This window comes from Tibeticola sediminis (assembly GCF_003843835.1).
GTDB classification, from domain to species: Bacteria; Pseudomonadota; Gammaproteobacteria; order Burkholderiales; family Burkholderiaceae_C; genus Tibeticola; species Tibeticola sediminis.
The window spans coordinates 190,260-207,353 of record NZ_RKQL01000001.1 but is presented as its reverse complement, the minus strand read 5'-3'; the positions used below and the strand labels follow the sequence as shown (position 1 = coordinate 207,353).

Below are 17,094 nucleotides of genomic sequence, written 5' to 3'. Positions count from 1 at the left end.
TTCCCCATGTCCTACGTCGAAGTCAAAGTTCCCCAGTTGTCCGAGTCGGTTGCCGAAGCGACCTTGCTGCAATGGAAGAAGAAGCCGGGCGATCCGGTGGCGATGGATGAAATCCTCGTCGAAGTCGAAACCGACAAAGTCGTGCTCGAGGTCCCGGCGCCCGCTGCCGGTGTGCTGGCCGAGATCGTCGCCGGTGACGGCGCGACCGTGGTCGCCGATCAGGTGATCGCCCGCATCGACACGGTGGGCCGCGCCGCCGCAGCGGCGCCCGCAGCCGCGCCTGCCCCGGCCGTCGCAGCTCCGGCATCCGCGCCCGCGCCAGCCGCTGCATCCGCGGCCGCGGCGCCCGCCGCAGGCGCGGCGCCCGCCATGCCGGCAGCGGCCAAGCTGATGGCCGAGCGCGGCCTGTCGGCCGAAGCCGTTGCCGGCACGGGTAAAGATGGCCGCATCACCAAGGGTGATGTGCTCGCCGCTGCAGCCAAGCCCGCAGCGGCGCCTGCCCCCACGCCCGCTGCTGCCGCGCCGGCCGCCAAGCCGGCGCTGGCCCCGGTGGCGGCTCCCGCGTTGCCCGGCCTGGGCGATCGGCCGGAGCAACGCGTGCCGATGACCCGTTTGCGTGCCCGGATCGCGGAGCGGCTGCTGCAATCTCAGGCGACGAACGCCATCCTGACGACCTTCAACGAGGTCAACATGGCTCCGGTGATGGAAATGCGCAAACGTTTCCAGGAGCGCTTCGAAAAGGAGCACGGCGTCAAGATCGGCTTCATGAGCTTCTTCGTGAAGGCCGCGGTGCATGCGCTCAAGAAGTTCCCGATCCTCAACGCTTCGGTGGACGGCAACGACATCATCTATCACGGCTATTTCGACATCGGCATCGCCGTGGGCTCGCCCCGCGGCTTGGTGGTGCCGATCCTGCGCAATGCCGACCAAATGAGCTTTGCCGACATCGAGAAAAAGATCGCCGAGTTCGGCGTCAAGGCCCGCGACGGCAAGCTGTCGATCGAAGAGATGGCGGGCGGCACCTTCTCCATCTCGAACGGTGGCGTCTTTGGCTCCATGCTCTCGACCCCCATCATCAACCCGCCGCAATCGGCCATCCTTGGCGTCCATGCGACCAAGGAGCGTCCGGTGGTGGAGAACGGCCAGATCGTGATCCGTCCGATCAACTACCTCGCGCTGTCGTACGACCATCGCATCATCGATGGCCGCGAAGCGGTGCTGGGGCTGGTCGCCATGAAAGAAGCGCTCGAAGATCCGGCGCGTCTGCTCTTTGACATCTAAGGAAGGGCAATCATGGCTGAACTCAAATTCGACGTCGTCGTCATTGGCGCCGGGCCTGGCGGCTATATCGCGGCGATCCGGGCGGCACAACTGGGTTACCAGGTCGCGTGCATCGACGACTGGAAAAACTCCCAAGGCGGGGCGGCACCGGGCGGCACCTGCACCAACGTCGGATGCATTCCGTCGAAGGCGCTGCTGCAATCGTCCGAATACTACGAACAGGCGCAGCATCACTTCGGTGAGCACGGCATCAGCACCGGCAAGCTCTCGATCGACGTGCCGAAAATGATTGCCCGCAAGGACGCGGTCGTCAAACAGAACAACGACGGCATCCTCTACCTGTTCAAGAAGAACAAGGTGCGGTTCTTCCATGGCCGGGGTTCGTTCGTCCGCGCCGTCGAGGGCGGCTACGAGATTCGGGTGCAGGGTGCGGAGGATCATCTGTTGCAGGCGCAACAGGTGGTTGTCGCCACTGGCTCGGCGCCTCGGGCTTTGCCCGGCGTGCCCTTCGACGAAGAATACGTGCTCTCCAACACCGGCGCCTTGCAGTTGTCCTCGGTGCCCAAGCGCCTAGCTCTGATCGGCTCCGGCGTGATTGGTCTGGAGATGGGATCGGTGTGGCGTCGGCTCGGCGCCGAGGTGACCATCCTCGAGGCCATGCCCACCTTCTTGGCGGCGGTGGACGAGCAAATCGCCCGTGAAGCCCGCAAGGCTTTTGACAAACAGGGCCTGAAGATCGAACTGGGCGTCAAGGTCGGTGGCGTCCAGGTGCAGCGCAAGGGGCGCTCGGCGGGCGTTTCGATCGCCTACACCGACGCCTCGGGTCAGGCGCATGAACTCGCCGTCGACCGGCTCATCGTCTCGATCGGCCGCGTTCCCTACACCGCGGGTCTCAATGCCGAGGCCGTCGGCCTGGCTCTCGACGAGCGCGGGGCGATCGTGGTCGATGAGTGGTGTCGCACCAATCTCCCCGGCGTTTGGGCCGTCGGTGATGTCGTGCGTGGGCCGATGTTGGCGCACAAGGCCGAGGAAGAGGGCGTGGCGGTTGCCGAGCGCATGGCTGGGCAGTTGCCTCAGGTGCACTTCAACACCATTCCCTGGGTGATCTACACCAGCCCGGAAATCGCCTGGGTCGGTCGAACCGAGCAGCAACTCAAGGCCGAGGGCGTGGACTACAAGGTGGGGACGTTCCCCTTCCTCGCCAACGGGCGCGCGCGGGCCATGGGCGACACGACCGGCATGGTCAAAATGCTGGCGGACGCCAAGACCGACGAGGTGCTTGGGGTCCACATCATCGGGCCGATGGCGTCGGAATTGATTGCGGAGGCCGTAATGGCCATGGAGTTCCATGCCAGCAGCGAAGACATTGCGCGGATTTGCCATGCGCATCCGTCCTTGAGCGAGGCGACGAAGGAAGCAGCGCTGGCCGTCGACAAGCGCACGCTCAACTTCTGAGATCGGCGCTTTCGTGTCGGCTTGGGTCAAGCCCATCTTCGAGAGTCAGCTCGCCGCGCGCGGCTATGAGGCCGACGCCGCGCAGCGGCGCGCGATCGACGCGTTGGAGCGTTGCGCCGAGGCGTGGGCGGACTACCGCACACGGCGGTCGAATGCCATCAAAAAGCTGCTCGTACATCCGCCGCTGCCCAAAGGCGTCTATCTCTGGGGCGGCGTCGGGCGCGGCAAAAGCTTCTTGATGGATTGCTTCTACCAAGGGGTGCCGATCCGGCGCAAGACCCGGCTGCATTTCCATGAGTTCATGCGCGAGGTGCACCGGGAACTGGCCGCGCTGCAGGGCACGGTCAACCCCATCGATGCACTGGGTGCGCGCATCGCCCAGCGCTACAAGCTGATTTGCTTCGACGAATTCCACATTGCCGACATCACGGATGCGATGATTCTCCAGCGCGTCCTCGAAGCTTTGTGGCGGCATGACGTCGGCTTCGTCACCACGTCGAACTTCCACCCCGACCGGCTCTACCCCGACGGGCTGCACCGCGAACGTCTGTTGCCGGCGATCGAACTCATCAAGCGCCGGATGGAAGTGATCGAGGTCGATGCGGGAACCGATTACCGCCGCTTGACGCTCGAAGCGGTCGACCTGTACCACACGCCGCTGAGCCCCGAAGCCGAGGCGCGGATGGACGAGGCCTTCGGGCGGCTCGCCGCAAGCGCCGACGAAGACCCGGTCTTACACATCGAGTCCCGGGTCGTGCGGGCGCGTCGGCGTGCCGGCGGCGTGGTGTGGTTCGATTTCGCGACCCTGTGCGGCGGGCCGCGTTCGCAAAACGACTATCTGGAGATCGCCAGCCAGTTCCACACGGTGTTTCTGAGTGGGGTGCCCGCGATGTCGCCGCGCATGGCCGCCGAAGCGCGCCGCTTCACCTGGCTGGTCGATGTGCTCTACGACCGCCGGGTCAAGCTCATCGTCTCGGCCGAAGTCGAGCCCGAGCGGCTCTACACCGAGGGCCCGATGGCGCATGAGTTCGTGCGCACGGCTTCGCGCTTGAGGGAGATGCAGTCGACGAGCTACCTCGCGCTCGCGCACCGCAGCGTTGACACTGCGCTGACTTGAGCGTTGGGGTGTTACGGCAACGCTGAACAAGCCCCTCGCGCGCCGCGCATCCCGGCTGCGGGCGGCCTGCTTCGTTGCAAATCCTCGCCATAGCTTCGGCTATGGCTGCGGTTTGCGCCTCGCATCCCATCCCGCGGCCAGGCGCGCGCCATCACGGGGACTTATTCAGCGTTGCCTTACAGCGCCTCGATGCGCACGATCGCGACCGAAATGTTGTCGCCACCGCCCTTGGCTCGCGCGCGCGCCTTTTCGATGAGGAATTCGCAGGCCTCGCGCGGGCTCAGTGAAGCCGTGACGTAAGCGAGCTCATCGTCGGTGAAATAGTGCCAGAGCCCGTCGCTGCAGGCCAGCAGTACATCGGAAGGTGCGAGCGGCCCCACGTCTGACGCGGTGAGGTTGAGCGGGTCGTCGGTGCCGAGGCAAGCCATCAAGATGTTCGACTGCGGATGCGAGCGCGCCGCCTCTTCCGTCAGCTCGCCCCGATCGACCAGCGTTTGCACATACGAGTGATCCTTCGTTCGGCGCAGCATCTGGCCGTTGCGAAAGTGATAGAGGCGGGAGTCGCCACTGTGGAGCCACGTGCACTCTCCCGACGGAAGAATGAGGAACAGCGCGATCGTGCTGTGCGGCTCTTGCTCGGCGGCCACGGCGGTGAGGCGGATGACGAGGTGCGCGTCTTCGGCGATCTGGCGCAGCAGCGCGGAAGCATCGTCGGTCTGGGGAGCGAAGCGCTCGAACAGTTGCCGGGCCGTGAGGATGACCTGGTCCGATGCCTTGCGGCCGCCGCTGCGGCCCCCCATGCCGTCGGCGACGACGCCCAGCACGCAGCCGCTGACCCGCGGATGCGGGACGATGGCGACTTGATCCTGCTGGTACTCGCGGTCGCCTTTGTGCAGGCCGGTCGCCGCGTTGAGTCGAAAGCCTTGCTTCATGGTGTCGGGTTCGGGAGCAGAGCCGACATTATTGACCCAAAGCGATGGCGCGACGCGGCGGGTCTCGAACGTGCAGCGAATCGCGTATGCTCCGGCTGGTTCCCGCCCAGGGCCAGGCCGACCGGGCGCCGACGGCGGCGGGCCCCTACCGATACGCATGAATTCAGAAACCTCCGTCGATCTCTTGCCGCCCCGGCTGGGCTGGAACCAGCGAACGGCTGAAGATCTCAATCAAAACTGTTTTTGTCGCTCGCTCGACTTCGATCGGCTGCGCAGCCAACTCGCCGCGGGTAACGACCAGGCCCAGGCGCTCGAGCGCTGGTTGCACGATCGCCCGCATTTGTTTGCGTCGACGGTGGTCTTTTTGAGCGAGGAGACGGCGCAGCAGATTGCGGCGTGTGTGTCGGCCATCGAGCATGTCGTCCATTTGCCCGCATACCAGCAGCAGGCGCTCGCGCGCTCGCCCGAGATCGCGCGCATCGACTGGGGCCCGCGCGGGGTGTGCATGGGGTTCGACTTTCATCTCGACGCCAGCGGCCCGAAATTGATTGAGGTGAATACCAACGCCGGCGGCTTGATGCTCAATCTGCAGCTGGCGCGGGCACAGCGCGCCTGTTGCGAGGAGCTCGACTGGGCGCTGAGCGGGCGTGAGCCTTCGCTCGAACAGGTCGAGCAGGATGTGTTCGAGATGTTCCTCGATGAATGGTGTTTGCAGGGGCGCTCGGGGCAGCCGAAGCTGGTTGGCATCGTCGACGAGCGGCCGTCGGAGCAGTATCTGGCACCGGAGTTCGTCGCGTTCCAGCGCTTCTTCGAGCAGCGCGGCCTGCGTGCGAGCGTGCTCGATGTCGCTGCGTTGACCTCGACCGACGGGCGCTTGAGCGCTGAAGGCCGGCCGGTCGACCTGGTCTACAACCGCTTGACCGACTTTTACTTCGAAGCACCCGAGAGTCAGGCGCTGCGCGCGGCTTACCTCGCGGGCTCGGCGGTGGTCACACCCCATCCGAGGGCACATGCCCTCTACGCCGACAAGCGCAATCTGGCTGTGCTGTCCGACGACGCGTTGCTGGCCCGCTGGGGTGTGGAAGCGCCCTGGCGGCAGACACTCCAGCGGGCTGTGCCGCGCACGGAGCTCGTCACGCCGGAGCGCGCCGAGGAACTGTGGGCGCGCCGTCGCACGCTGTTTTTCAAGCCTGCTGGGGGATACGGGGCCAAGGCCGCCTATCGCGGGGACAAACTCACGCGGCGGGTTTGGGAGGAAATCCTGCGGGGTGACTACGTCGCGCAAGCCCTCGTGGCGCCGGCAGCGCGTTTGGTCGAGGTCGATGGCGTTCGTGCCGATTTGAAGTTTGACGTGCGGGCCTATGCCTACGCCGGTCGGGTTCAGTTGCTGGCAGCGCGCATCTACGCGGGACAAACGACGAACTTCCGTACGGCCGGAGGCGGTTTTGCGCCGGTCGTCGTGTTACCGGCTCCAGAGATGGGCCGAGGCTTGGGAACGGCACAAGGGATGTGAGCCATGTGTGGCATTTGTGGTGAATTGCGTTTCGATGGGCGGGAGCCCGAGCTCGCGGCGGTGGCGCGCATGTCCGATCGCCTCGCGCGGCGTGGCCCCGATCATTCCGGCAGTTACAGCGACGGCCCGCTGGCCTTCGGGCACCGGCGGCTGTCGATCATCGACCTCTCGCCCAGCGCGAATCAGCCCATGGTCGACGCGGAGTTGCAACTCGCGCTGGTGTTCAACGGGACGATCTACAACTATCGCGAGCTGCGCGCGGAGTTGGCGGCTCTGGGTTACCACTTCTTCTCCAACGGGGACTCCGAAGTCATCCTCAAAGCCTATCGGGCCTGGGGGGAACGGTGCGTGGAGCGTTTCCACGGCATGTTCGCGTTCGCGATTTGGGACGAACAGGCCCGGCAACTGTTTCTGGCGCGGGACCGGCTCGGCATCAAACCGCTGTACCTCAGCGACGATGGGCGTCGGCTGCGCTTTGCCTCGACCCTGCCGGCTTTGCTGGCCAGTGGCGGGGTCGACACCCAGCTCGACCCGATCGCCTTGCACCATCATTTCACGCTGCACACGGTGGTGCCCGCGCCCAGGACGATCTTGAAAGGCGTGCGTAAGCTCGCGCCGGCCACCACCCTCACCCTCGACGCGACCGGGCGGCGCAGCGAGCGGACCTACTGGACGCTCGACGCGCGCCGGCCGGCCGAGCCTCTGAGTGAGGCGCAATGGATCGACGAGACCCGGCGGCTCTTGACGGCGGCGGTGGAGCGGCGCCGTCTGGCGGCGGACGTGCCCGTGGGGCTGCTGCTTTCGGGCGGGCTGGACTCGAGCTTGCTTGCGGCTTTGCTCGCGCGTGGCGAGACCGACCTGCGCACCTTTTCGATCGGCTTTGAAGACTTGGGCGCCGGGGCCGAGCCGGCCGACGAGTTCCAGTATTCCGACCGGGTGGCCCAGCATCTGGGCACGCGCCATGAGAAGTACGTCGTCTCCAACGCCGAGGTGTTGCAGCGCCTGCCCGAAGCTCTGAGCGAAATGACCGAGCCCATGACGAGTCACGACGTGGTGGCCTTCTACTTGCTGGGCGAGCGGGTGTCGCGTTCGGTCAAAGTGGCGCTTGCCGGGCAGGGCGCCGATGAGGTGTTTGGCGGCTACTTCTGGTACCCGCGGATGCAAGCCGAATCGGGCACACCGCTCGAACGTTTCGCCCGGCATTACTTCGACCGGGATCATGCCGAGTATCTCGAGATGATGGCCCCGGCGTGGCATGTGCCCGACGTGACCTCAGCCTTTGTGGCGGATGCGCTGGAGCGCCCGGGCGCGGACACTTTTCTGGATGCCGTCTGGCGGTTGGACTGCACCACCTTGATCGTCGATGACCCGGTCAAGCGCGTGGACAACATGCCGATGGCCTGGGGGCTCGAGGTGCGGGTGCCGTTTCTCGATCATGAGCTGGTCGAACACGCGATGCGGATGCCGCCCGAGCTCAAACTGCGCGAGGGCGGAAAGTACCCGCTCAAGGCGATCGCCCGTGGCCTCGTGCCCGATGCGGTCATCGACCGGCCCAAGGGCTATTTCCCGGTGCCGGCGCTCAAATACGTGCGCGGGCCTTTTTTGGCGTTCATGCGCGGCATCCTCGAGTCCGACGCCTGCCGACGTCGCGGGCTGTACCAGCGGCCTTATGTGGAACGCCTGTTGGCCGACCCGGAAGGGCCGCAAAGCTTCACCCGCATTCAGGGCAGCAAGCTCTGGCATCTGGCTTTGCTGGAATGGTGGCTGCAGGTCCATGTGGATGGACACGCGCCGTGAAAGTGCCGCTACGATTCCCCGGTTCCGGTTGAGCCCTCAGCCGGTGACACCAACCCCCCGTCAACCCAAACGACAAATTCAGACCATGATCGAACCGCCCGTCCACACCCTCGAAGAACTGTTTGAGCAACTGGGATTGCCTTCCGATGAAGCCAGTCGTCGTGCCTTCATCGAAGCCCACGCCCCACTGCCCAACGAAATCCCGCTGCCCGATGCGCCCTTCTGGACCCCGGCGCAGGCCACCTTTCTGCGCGAGGAGTTGGTCGAGGACGCCGATTGGGCCGAGGTGATCGAGGAGCTCAATACCCTGTTGCGCAAAAACTATCAAAAATGAGAGCAACAGGGCGCCGATTCACGCTGGCAAACGGCGGGAAAAGGCCGTAATCGGCTCGAAGACGGCGCCGATGGGCATACCCGCGATCAACGCCGCTCGTACCAAGGTCGGGTGGCGTTGACGACGCGCACCACCAGCAGCATCACCGGGACTTCGATCAACACGCCGACCACGGTCGCCAGCGCCGCGCCGGACTGAAAGCCAAACAGGCTGATGGCGGTCGCGACGGCGAGTTCGAAGAAGTTCGACGCGCCGATGAGCGCCGAGGGGCCGGCGACCTCATGCTTTTCGCCCAGCGCGCGGTTGAGCAGGTAGGCGAGGCCCGAGTTGAAGAACACCTGCACGAGGATGGGCACCGCCAGCAGCGCGATGACCAAAGGCTGACGCAGGATGGCTTCGCCCTGGAAGGCAAACAGCAGCACCAGCGTGGCGAGCAGGGCGGCGATGGACCAAGGCCCGATGCGCTCGAGCGTCGCGTCGAACGCCGCCTGACCGCGCGCGAGCAGATGGCGCCGCCAGAACTGCGCGAGGATCACGGGCAGCACGATATAGAGCCCAACCGAGATCAACAGCGTCGCCCATGGCACATGGATCGCCGAGAGTCCGAGCAGGAAACCGACCAGCGGGGCAAAGGCAAACACCATGATGGTGTCGTTGAGGGCCACCTGCGTGAGCGTAAAGAGCGGGTCGCCGCCGGTCAGCCGGCTCCAGACGAAGACCATGGCCGTGCATGGGGCGGCCGCGAGCAGAATCAGCCCCGCAATGTAGCTGTCGATCTGCTCGGCCGGCAGCAGCGGCGCGAACAGGTGGCGGATGAAGAACCACGCGAGCAGCGCCATCGAAAACGGCTTGACCAGCCAGTTCACGAACAGCGTCACCCCGATGCCGCGCACATGCGCGCGCACCTGCCCCAGGGCGGAAAAGTCCACCTTCAGCAGCATGGGGATGATCATCACCCAGATCAGCAGCCCCACCGGCAGGTTCACCTGCGCCACCTCGAGCCGACCGATCGCCTGGAACAGCCCGGGAAACAGCTGCCCAAACCCGATGCCCGCCACGATGCACAGCGCCACCCACAGCGACAGGTAGCGCTCGAACACGCTCATCGGCGCGGCGGCGGCGCGCTTGGCGGTGACTTCGCACTGGGCGCTCATGGCCGCTCTTCTTGCGCCAGGGCGCGTGCGGTCGCGGCAAGCGATTCGTGGCGGAGGGCTTCCGGCGGCTGAGCCACCAGGCGCTCGAGCCGGCGCCCAATCGCGGCGAGCGTGGCGCGGAAGGCTTGCAGCCGCTCGTCCTCGCTGCCCTCGACGTTCGAGGGGTCAGGGTAGCCCCAATGCGCGCTCGCTGGATGACCCGGCCAGACCGGGCAGACCTCGCCCGCGGCGTTGTCGCAGACGGTGATGATCAGGTCCATGCGCGGCGCGTCGGGCGCGGCAAAGACATCCCAGCTTTTGCTGTGCAGCCCCGCGGGCGAGATGCCCTCGGCCTCGAGCGCGCGCAAGGCCAGCGGGTTGGGCTGTTGGTTCGGGCGCGGGCTGCTGCCGGCCGAGTAGGCACGAAAGCGCCCTTCGCCGAGGTGATTGAGCATGGCCTCGGCAAGGATGCTGCGCGCCGAGTTGTGGGTGCACAGGAACAAGACGTTGAGCGGGCGGGACATGGGCATGGTGTCGATGTTCGCAAGACTGCGCCGGTTGCGGCCGCGGGCGGCGGGACTGAATCCAGAGCGAGCCGGCCACCCGATCGGCGCCGCCGCCCGACGTCGCTGGGATGACGATGTTACGGCAACGATGGTGACGGTTTTGTGAAAGGCGCGAGTCTTCAAAAATGAGAGCGCCGCAGCGAAGTTTGACGCCGGCGTTGGGCGCAAATTTCATGAAAAAGTCACGCCAAGGCCATCATCGCGTCATTTGAGGTGGCAAGCATGGGGACCGGTTCAACACCGACCGTCGACAGGAGACCCCAGCATGAAAGAACTCCCCAACCCCACCTTCGCGCTCTCGCCCGTGGCCTTGCCCAGGGGGTCGCTTCATCCAGGCATCGCAACGCGTGCTCCGCTGGCGGCCCCGGCGGCCGAGCGCGCAGGCCTGGTCGTGGCCTGGGCGCGCCACCAGGACGAGGTCCGTGCCGCGCAAAGGCTGAGATATGCCGTGTTCGCCGGCGAAATGGGTGCGCGCCTCTCCGGCCCCATTCCCGAGCACGACATCGACCTGTTCGATGACTACTGCGAGCACCTGCTGGTGCGCGACGAAGCCAGCGGCGAGGTCATCGGCACCTACCGCGTGCTCACGCCGGAGCAGGCCCAGCGGGTCGGCAGCACCTACAGCGACACCGAGTTCGACCTCACCCGCCTGCGCAGCCTGCGAGCGCGCATGGTCGAACTTGGCCGCAGCTGCGTGCACCCCGGGCATCGGCACGGCGGCGTCATCATGGCGCTGTGGGGCGCGCTCGGCGAATTCATGGTGCGCAACGGCCTCGACAGCATGATCGGCTGCGCCAGCATTCCGATGCTCCACAACGGCGTCATCAGCGGTGACGTGGCGGCGAGCATCTGGCGCCAGGTCCGGCAAACACATCTCGCGCCGATCGAGCACTGGGTCACGCCACGCCTGCCGCTGCCGGTGGAACAGCTGGACGACAGCCTCAGCGTCGAGCCGCCCGCGCTCATCAAGGGTTACCTGCGTCTGGGCGCCAAGGTGCTGGGCCCGCCGGCCTGGGACCCGGACTTCAACTCGGCCGATCTGCCCATCCTGATGCGGCTGGGCGACCTGCCGACGCGCTACCGCAAGCACTTCCTGGGCCAGTCGTGAGCCTGGGCGTGCCCTCGCGGGATCCGACGCTGCAGCAGTCGCTCGCGGCGCATCTCGCTTCGTTCGCCCCGTCCGATGGCGTGCCGGTACCGGTGGTCAAACCGCCTTCGGCAGCTTATGGTCCCCTGGTGCACCAGCCGCATGGCCGTGCCGACGACGGCGTAGAAGATGGGCGCGGCGGCTACACGAAATTTCCCTAGTTCGTGCAGGCGTTCACCCGCCCTCCGCGTGGCATCGGCTATGCGGTGCTGCGGTATTTCCTCGGCGCATCCTCGGGCGTGATGGAGCATCTAGTGCCCCTGCGGCGGATCGATCCTGCACCCGCGACAGGGGAAATCACCAGGCTTGTCACGCCAGCGTCACGAAAAGTCGTCAACAATCGGTCATGAATCCGTCGCTGGAATTTCGCTGATGTCTGTCAAAAGCGCCCGATCCCCCCAAAGTCAAACGAGCACAGCCCACCAAGCGCAGCCGCCCGGCGCGGGTGGCGCGGCATCCGAGCAGCCCTTACGGCTGCTCGACCGCGATCACAGCATCCTCGCATTCAACGAGCGCGTGCTCGACTGGGCCAGCCGCGCCGATGTGCCACTGCTCGAGCGCTTGCGCTATCTCTGCATCGTGTCGGCCAATCTCGACGAGTTTTTCGAGGTGCGTGCCGAGCCGCATCTCAACGCGATGCTCTCGGGCCAGGCGCGGGGCAGCTACACCGCGGATAGTTACGTCGCCCTCGCGCAGGCGGCGCGCCAGCTGGTGCAGCGCCAGTACGCGGTCTACAACGACGAGCTGATGCCGGCGCTCGCGCGGGAAAACATCTTTGTCCTAGGGCACAGCGAGCGCGATGCCGCACAGCGGCGCTGGGTCAAAGCCTATTTCGAGCGCGAGGTGCGCCCGCTGCTGATTCCGGTCAGCCTCGACCCGGCACACCCGTTCCCGCAGGTGGCCAACAAGTCCTTGAACTTCATCGTGCGCCTCTCGGGTGAGGACGCGTTTGGCCGCGACAACGACATCGCCATCGTCAAAGTGCCTCGGGTCTTGCCGCGCCTCATCCGTCTGCCGGAGAAGGTCTCGGGTGGGCGCACGCTCTTGGTTTCGCTCTCGAGCATCATCCGCTCGCACCTGGCCGATTTGTTCCCGGGCCGCCAGGTCGGGCAGTTTTCGCAGTTCCGGGTCACGCGGCATTCGGACCTCGAAGTCGACGAGGAGGACGTCAAAGATCTGCGGACCGCGCTGCGCCAGGGGCTGGTGCATCGGCACTACGGGCAGCCGGTGCGGCTCGAGGTGTCGGCGGGCTGTGCCGAGGAGTTGAGCCGCTTTTTGCTCGAGCAGTTCGGATTGCCCGATGCCGCGCTGTACCGAGTCGCCGGCCCCGTGAATTTGTCTCGCCTCACGCAGCTCATCGATCTGGTGGGGCGGCCCGATCTGCTGTTTCCCCCGTATGCGCCGCGCTTTCCGCTTCAGATGGTGCCGGGCGTTTCGATCTTTGCGCGCTTGAAAGAAGGCGACGTCCTCATCCACCAGCCTTATGAGAGCTTCGAGGGCGTGCTCGCCTTCTTGCGTGAGGCCGTCCACGACCCGCAGGTGCTGGCGATCAAACAGACGATTTATCGCACCGGGTCGGACCCGCAGTTGCTCGACCTGCTGCGCGAGGCCGTGCGTCGGGGCAAGGAGGTGACCGCCGTGGTCGAGCTCAAAGCCCGTTTCGACGAGGAGGCCAACATCAACTGGGCCGAGGCGCTCGAGTCGGTGGGCGCGCAGGTGGTTTACGGTGTGGTCGGGCTCAAGACGCACGCGAAGATGCTGCTTGTCACGCGCCGCGAGGGGCGTTATCTGCGCCGCTACGGGCACCTCTCCACCGGCAACTACAACCCGCGCACCGCGCGGCTCTACACCGACCTGAGCTACCTCACGGCCGATGCACGGCTCACCGCCGACATGGACCATGTCTTCGTCCACATTGCAAGCCAGACCCGCTTGCCGCGCCTGAACCGGCTGTGGCTCGCGCCCTTCAGCCTGCATCGGCGGCTGATCGAGCGCATCGGGGAATTGGGTCGGGCGGCTGGCGCTGGCCAGGCGGTGGAAATCCTCGTCAAGATCAACGCGCTGACTGATGAGGCGCTGATCCGGGCGCTCATCGCCGCCGGGCAGCAGGGGGCGAAGATCCGGCTCATCGTGCGCGGCGCCTGCATGCTGCCCGCTGGCGTGCCGGGGCAGACCGAGAACATCCAAGTCCGCTCGATCGTCGGCCGCTTCCTGGAGCATTCGCGGGTCTTTTATTTCCGCTGCGGCGACGACGAGGTGCTCTACCTATCGAGTGCCGACTGGATGAACCGCAACATGCTGCGCCGCATCGAGGTTGCCTGGCCGGTGGAGGATCCGGCGCTGCGCCGACGCATCGTCGACGAGTGCTTGCATGCCTACCTGCAAGACACGCACGACGCCTGGGAACTGATGCCCGACGGACATTACCGGCGCATCCATCGCCCGCACGGCATCAGCGCGCAGCAAACGCTCATGCGCCGCTACGGTGCCAAAGGGGCCAACGGCGAGGCGGGGGGCGTATGGAGTTGATTCTTTGGCGCCATGCCGAGGCCGAAGTCGCCGCCGAGGGGCAGGATGACCTGTCCCGGCGCCTGACCGCCAAGGGCGAAAAGCAGGCGGCACGCATGGCCGATTGGCTCGAGCGCCAGTTGCCCGAGGGCGCGCGGGTGCTGTGCAGTCCAGCCGTGCGCACGGAGCAGACCGCCCGGGCGCTCAAGCGGCGCTACAAGCTGCGAGCGGAACTCGCGCCCGACGGCAGCGCGTCCGACTTGCTCAATCTGGTGCAGTGGCCCACCGGAAAGCAACTCGTCGTCGTCGTTGGGCACCAGCCCGCCCTCGGCGAGGCGATCGCGCAGGTGCTGGGGCTGGCCTCCGGCAGTTGCGCCGTTCGCAAGGGCGCGCTGTGGTGGCTGCGCGCTCGCGAGCGCGATGGCCAGTGGCAAACCCTGGTGCGCACGGTTCAAAGTCCAGAGCTGCTTTGACGCTCATAGACCGAAAATTTGGCTCAATTGGGCGGACACCGGCATCATTCGGTCTTTCATTGCTCTGAAATCAGGAGCGAACGAGGTTTCCGCTCGGCACCACGGCCCTGATGGGCGGGTCTGGGATGAGTCGGCGGCGGGGCTTCAAAGGCCGACCAGCTTGAGCTGCCAAGGCGTTTTTTGCCAGGCCAGCGATTCTTCATGCAGCAGGTGCGCGCTCTGAGGCCAGGCTGCAGCCCAGCCCTCGCGGGCCGTCAGCACGAAGCGCCGCAGCCGGCGATCATCGAACTGGAGCGTCAGCCCTTCGAGGTCGGGGTCGCGCCGCGCATGGCAGAGCAGGGCGGCCAGGCGCAGGGCCATGAGCTGGCGCGCGAACACCGTGTCCGCGATCAGATCGGGGTCGAGCTTGCGCAGCTTGCCGCGGTGCCCCAGCACGAGTTGGCTCAGCCGGTGCAACTCCGGCAGCGAAAAGCCGGGTGCATCGGCGTTGTCGAGGATGTAGGCGCCGTGGCGGTGGTAGTTGCTGTGCGAGATCTGTGCGCCGATCTCATGCAGTTGCGCCGCCCAGTTCAGCTTGCGCTCGAGCCGCTCGCGCTCGGCTTCGGTAGACCCTTCGGACACGGTCTGCCCAAACAGGGCCAGGGCCGTGCGCGAGACGCGGTCGGCCTGCTCGGCGTCGACCTCGAAGCGGCGCGCCAGACGCGTCACGGTCGCCACCCGCGGGTCGGTCGCACGGGCTTCGCGGTCGATCAGGTCGTAGAGCACGCCATGGCGCAAGGCGCCAGCGGCCACATGCAGACGGTCGATTTGCAGCAGATCGAACACGGCCCGCAGCACTGAGAGGCCGCCGCCGATGACCGCTCGCCGATCCTCTTTGATGCCCTCGATCACGATGCGCTCGACGGTGCGGGCTCGCAACAGCCGCTCCTGCAGCCAGTCGAGGCCCGCGCGGTCGATCGTGCCGGCGGGCCATCCTGCCGCCGCCAGCGCGTCACCGACGGCGCCGATGGTCCCGGAAGCCCCATAGGCGGTATCCCAGCGCTCCCGCGGGAAGGCCGCGAGGGCTTCGTCGAGCACGGCCTTGGCGGCCACGTCGGCATGCTGAAAGGCGCGCTCGGTCAAGCGACCGTCCGGGAAATGCCGCATCGACCACGCCACCGAACCCACCCGGAACGACTCCATGACCAAAGGCTCGTAGCCCACGCCCAGAATCAGCTCCGTCGACCGCCCGCCGATATCGACCACCAGCCGACGCTCTTCGCTGGCCGGCAGCAGGTGCGCGACGCCGAGGTAGATCAGGCGCGCCTCCTCCCGCCCAGCGACCACGTCGATCGGAAAGCCGAGGATCTGCTGCGCGCCGGCCAGGAAAACATCCCGGTTGCGGGCCTCACGCAGCGTTTGCGTCGCCACTGCGCGCACCTGCCGGCGGGAAAAGCCGGCCAGCCGCTCGGAAAACCGCGCCAGGCAAGCCCAGCCGCGCTGCATCGCTTCGGCCGTCAGATTGCGGTCCTCGTCGAGGCCGGCGCCCTGGCGCACCGTTTCTTTCAGGTACTCGACGCGGCGGATCAAGCCATGCTCGAATCGCCCGATTTCGAGCCGAAAACTGTTCGATCCGAGATCGATGGCGGCAAGCAGGGTTCCGTTTTCCATGAGCGAGGCGGTTTTTGGGTGCAGAACAAGCGCAGCTCGCATCCTACCCCGCCGCCATGCCCGCGCGAGGGGGCTCGCCGGCGGCTTCGTGACGTTCACGAAACTGTCATTTTTGCGTCGTACAGTGCGCTCACCCGTGCAATTGCCGTGGTCATGGATTTCAACCGCAAGGAGTTGTGATGAAGCTGAAGAAATGGTGGGCCGCCCTGGGCCTGTTGAGCGTCGGGCTGGTGGCCCAAACGGCGTACGCGCAAGCCGTGCAGGTCGATCCCAACCTGCCCGTCTACCAAAAGGCCTCCGGTGTGGCTGGCAACTTCACGAGCATCGGCTCGGACACCCTCAACAACCTCATGACGCTCTGGGCTGAGGAATACAAGCGCCTCTACCCCAACGTCAACATCCAGATCCAGGGCGCGGGCTCCTCGACTGCGCCGCCGGCCCTGACCGAGGGCACCTCGAACTTCGGCCCCATGAGCCGGATGATGACCGCCAAGGAAGTCGAGGCGTTCGAGAAGAAGCACGGCTACAAGCCGACCGCGGTGCCGGTCGCCATCGACGCGCTCGCCGTCTACGTCAACAAAGACAACCCCATCAAGGGCTTGAGCATTCCGGAAGTCGACGCGATTTTCTCGTCCACGCGCAAATGCGGCCACCCGACCGACATCACCAAGTGGGGGCAGGTGGGCCTGACCGGCGACTGGACCAACCGCGACATCGCGCTCTACAGCCGCAACTCGGTCTCGGGCACTTATGGTTATTTCAAAGAGCACGCGCTGTGCAAGGGCGACCTGAAGAAGAACGTGGCCGAGCAACCCGGGTCGGCCTCCGTCGTCCAGTCGGTGTCTTCGCAGCTCAACGCGATCGGTTACTCGGGCATCGGCTACAAGACCTCGGGTGTGCGCGCCGTGCCGCTGTCGAAGAAAAAGGGTGATCCTTACGTCGAAGCCGATCCCAAGCACGCGCTCGATGGAACCTACCCGCTGGCGCGCGTGCTCTATGTGTACGTGAACAAGAAACCGAACCAAGCCCTGCCGCCGCTGGAGCGTGAGTTCTTCAAGCTGGTGCTGTCGCAGCAGGGTCAAAAGGTCGTCGTGAAGGACGGCTTCGTGCCGCTGCCGGCCACCATGGCCAAAAAAGCTCTCGACGAGCTGCAAAAGTAAGCGCAGGCAATCCTGAAGCCGGGCCTGG

15 protein-coding genes are annotated in these 17,094 nt (G+C 66.0%); 11 read left to right on the top strand and 4 right to left on the bottom strand.

Annotated features, from left to right (window positions below):
• The first annotated feature begins 6 nt into the window (after nt 1-6).
• The 3 genes from odhB to zapE are packed head-to-tail and all read left to right on the top strand — an operon-like array spanning nt 7 to nt 3,853.
• Nucleotides 7-1,281, top strand: a complete 1,275-nt coding sequence (odhB, locus tag EDC62_RS00970; protein ID WP_124219466.1) for a 2-oxoglutarate dehydrogenase complex dihydrolipoyllysine-residue succinyltransferase — start codon at nt 7-9, stop codon at nt 1,279-1,281.
• Between the two features lie 12 nt (nt 1,282-1,293).
• A complete protein-coding gene (gene lpdA / locus EDC62_RS00965) occupies nt 1,294-2,736 on the top strand; it encodes a dihydrolipoyl dehydrogenase (RefSeq protein ID WP_124219463.1) in 1,443 nt (480 codons plus the stop codon).
• Nucleotides 2,737-2,749: 13 nt separating this feature from the next.
• Nucleotides 2,750-3,853 (top strand): cell division protein ZapE, encoded by a 1,104-nt coding sequence (zapE, locus tag EDC62_RS00960; protein ID WP_124219461.1) that lies wholly within the window; start codon nt 2,750-2,752, stop codon nt 3,851-3,853.
• A gap of 176 nt (nt 3,854-4,029) precedes the next feature.
• Here zapE and EDC62_RS00955 read toward each other — a convergent pair whose 3' ends face one another.
• Nucleotides 4,030-4,785, bottom strand: coding sequence for a PP2C family protein-serine/threonine phosphatase (locus EDC62_RS00955; protein WP_124219449.1), 756 nt, complete (start codon nt 4,783-4,785; stop codon nt 4,030-4,032).
• Between the two features lie 157 nt (nt 4,786-4,942).
• Here EDC62_RS00955 and EDC62_RS00950 point away from each other — a divergent pair, with 157 nt between their 5' ends.
• From EDC62_RS00950 to EDC62_RS00940, 3 genes are all read left to right on the top strand, one after another.
• Nucleotides 4,943-6,298 carry a hypothetical protein gene (locus EDC62_RS00950; protein WP_124219447.1) on the top strand — a complete coding sequence of 452 codons (1,356 nt, stop codon included), beginning with the start codon at nt 4,943-4,945 and terminating at the stop codon, nt 6,296-6,298.
• 3 nt (nt 6,299-6,301) lie between these two features.
• Nucleotides 6,302-8,095: an N-acetylglutaminylglutamine amidotransferase gene (locus tag EDC62_RS00945; RefSeq protein WP_124219445.1), complete on the top strand. Its 1,794-nt coding sequence runs from the start codon at nt 6,302-6,304 to the stop codon at nt 8,093-8,095.
• Nucleotides 8,096-8,183: 88 nt separating this feature from the next.
• On the top strand, nt 8,184-8,429 hold the full coding sequence (locus EDC62_RS00940; protein ID WP_425469944.1) for a DUF2789 domain-containing protein: 246 nt from the start codon (nt 8,184-8,186) through the stop codon (nt 8,427-8,429).
• An 86-nt stretch (nt 8,430-8,515) separates the two neighbouring features.
• Here the strand turns inward: EDC62_RS00940 and arsB are convergent, their stop codons facing one another.
• Together arsB and EDC62_RS00930 are read right to left on the bottom strand one after the other, a co-directional pair.
• Nucleotides 8,516-9,583, bottom strand: a complete 1,068-nt coding sequence (arsB, locus tag EDC62_RS00935; RefSeq protein ID WP_124219442.1) for an ACR3 family arsenite efflux transporter — start codon at nt 9,581-9,583, stop codon at nt 8,516-8,518.
• A complete protein-coding gene (locus EDC62_RS00930) occupies nt 9,580-10,092 on the bottom strand; it encodes an arsenate reductase ArsC (RefSeq protein WP_124219439.1) in 513 nt (170 codons plus the stop codon). The genes arsB and EDC62_RS00930 overlap by 4 nt, the downstream gene beginning before the upstream one ends.
• A gap of 301 nt (nt 10,093-10,393) precedes the next feature.
• On the opposite strand from EDC62_RS00930, the gene EDC62_RS00925 reads away from it, so the two are divergent.
• From EDC62_RS00925 to EDC62_RS00915, 3 genes are all read left to right on the top strand, one after another.
• The gene (locus tag EDC62_RS00925; protein WP_124219437.1) at nt 10,394-11,236 is read left to right on the top strand and encodes a GNAT family N-acetyltransferase; all 843 of its coding nucleotides are present in this window, start codon (nt 10,394-10,396) and stop codon (nt 11,234-11,236) included.
• Between the two features lie 411 nt (nt 11,237-11,647).
• The gene (ppk1, locus tag EDC62_RS00920; protein ID WP_124219434.1) at nt 11,648-13,804 is read left to right on the top strand and encodes a polyphosphate kinase 1; all 2,157 of its coding nucleotides are present in this window, start codon (nt 11,648-11,650) and stop codon (nt 13,802-13,804) included.
• Nucleotides 13,795-14,256: a SixA phosphatase family protein gene (locus EDC62_RS00915; RefSeq protein ID WP_124219432.1), complete on the top strand. Its 462-nt coding sequence runs from the start codon at nt 13,795-13,797 to the stop codon at nt 14,254-14,256. Before ppk1 ends, EDC62_RS00915 begins: the two co-directional genes overlap by 10 nt.
• A gap of 144 nt (nt 14,257-14,400) precedes the next feature.
• Here the strand turns inward: EDC62_RS00915 and EDC62_RS00910 are convergent, their stop codons facing one another.
• Nucleotides 14,401-15,906 (bottom strand): Ppx/GppA phosphatase family protein, encoded by a 1,506-nt coding sequence (locus tag EDC62_RS00910; protein WP_124219430.1) that lies wholly within the window; start codon nt 15,904-15,906, stop codon nt 14,401-14,403.
• On the opposite strand from EDC62_RS00910, the gene EDC62_RS12930 reads away from it, so the two are divergent.
• Both EDC62_RS12930 and EDC62_RS00905 read left to right on the top strand, forming a co-directional pair.
• On the top strand, nt 15,829-16,086 hold the full coding sequence (locus tag EDC62_RS12930; RefSeq protein ID WP_170158991.1) for a hypothetical protein: 258 nt from the start codon (nt 15,829-15,831) through the stop codon (nt 16,084-16,086). The genes EDC62_RS00910 and EDC62_RS12930 overlap by 78 nt on opposite strands.
• Nucleotides 16,086-17,066 (top strand): PstS family phosphate ABC transporter substrate-binding protein, encoded by a 981-nt coding sequence (locus EDC62_RS00905; RefSeq protein ID WP_124219428.1) that lies wholly within the window; start codon nt 16,086-16,088, stop codon nt 17,064-17,066. Before EDC62_RS12930 ends, EDC62_RS00905 begins: the two co-directional genes overlap by 1 nt.
• Nucleotides 17,067-17,094: the final 28 nt, after the last annotated feature.

Excerpts from the sequence above, each read along its gene's own strand:
- odhB (WP_124219466.1), top strand. The coding sequence starts at position 7 with ATGTCCTACGTCGAAGTCAAAGTTCCCCAGTTGTCCGAGTCGGTTGCC.
- lpdA (WP_124219463.1), top strand. The coding sequence starts at position 1,294 with ATGGCTGAACTCAAATTCGACGTCGTCGTCATTGGCGCCGGGCCTGGC.
- EDC62_RS00955 (WP_124219449.1), bottom strand. The coding sequence starts at position 4,785 with ATGAAGCAAGGCTTTCGACTCAACGCGGCGACCGGCCTGCACAAAGGC.
- EDC62_RS00950 (WP_124219447.1), top strand. The coding sequence starts at position 4,943 with ATGAATTCAGAAACCTCCGTCGATCTCTTGCCGCCCCGGCTGGGCTGG.
- EDC62_RS00945 (WP_124219445.1), top strand. The coding sequence starts at position 6,302 with ATGTGTGGCATTTGTGGTGAATTGCGTTTCGATGGGCGGGAGCCCGAG.
- arsB (WP_124219442.1), bottom strand. The coding sequence starts at position 9,583 with ATGAGCGCCCAGTGCGAAGTCACCGCCAAGCGCGCCGCCGCCGCGCCG.
- EDC62_RS00930 (WP_124219439.1), bottom strand. The coding sequence starts at position 10,092 with ATGCCCATGTCCCGCCCGCTCAACGTCTTGTTCCTGTGCACCCACAAC.
- EDC62_RS00925 (WP_124219437.1), top strand. The coding sequence starts at position 10,394 with ATGAAAGAACTCCCCAACCCCACCTTCGCGCTCTCGCCCGTGGCCTTG.
- ppk1 (WP_124219434.1), top strand. The coding sequence starts at position 11,648 with ATGTCTGTCAAAAGCGCCCGATCCCCCCAAAGTCAAACGAGCACAGCC.
- EDC62_RS00915 (WP_124219432.1), top strand. The coding sequence starts at position 13,795 with ATGGAGTTGATTCTTTGGCGCCATGCCGAGGCCGAAGTCGCCGCCGAG.
- EDC62_RS12930 (WP_170158991.1), top strand. The coding sequence starts at position 15,829 with ATGCTCGAATCGCCCGATTTCGAGCCGAAAACTGTTCGATCCGAGATC.
- EDC62_RS00910 (WP_124219430.1), bottom strand. The coding sequence starts at position 15,906 with ATGGAAAACGGAACCCTGCTTGCCGCCATCGATCTCGGATCGAACAGT.
- EDC62_RS00905 (WP_124219428.1), top strand. The coding sequence starts at position 16,086 with ATGAAGCTGAAGAAATGGTGGGCCGCCCTGGGCCTGTTGAGCGTCGGG.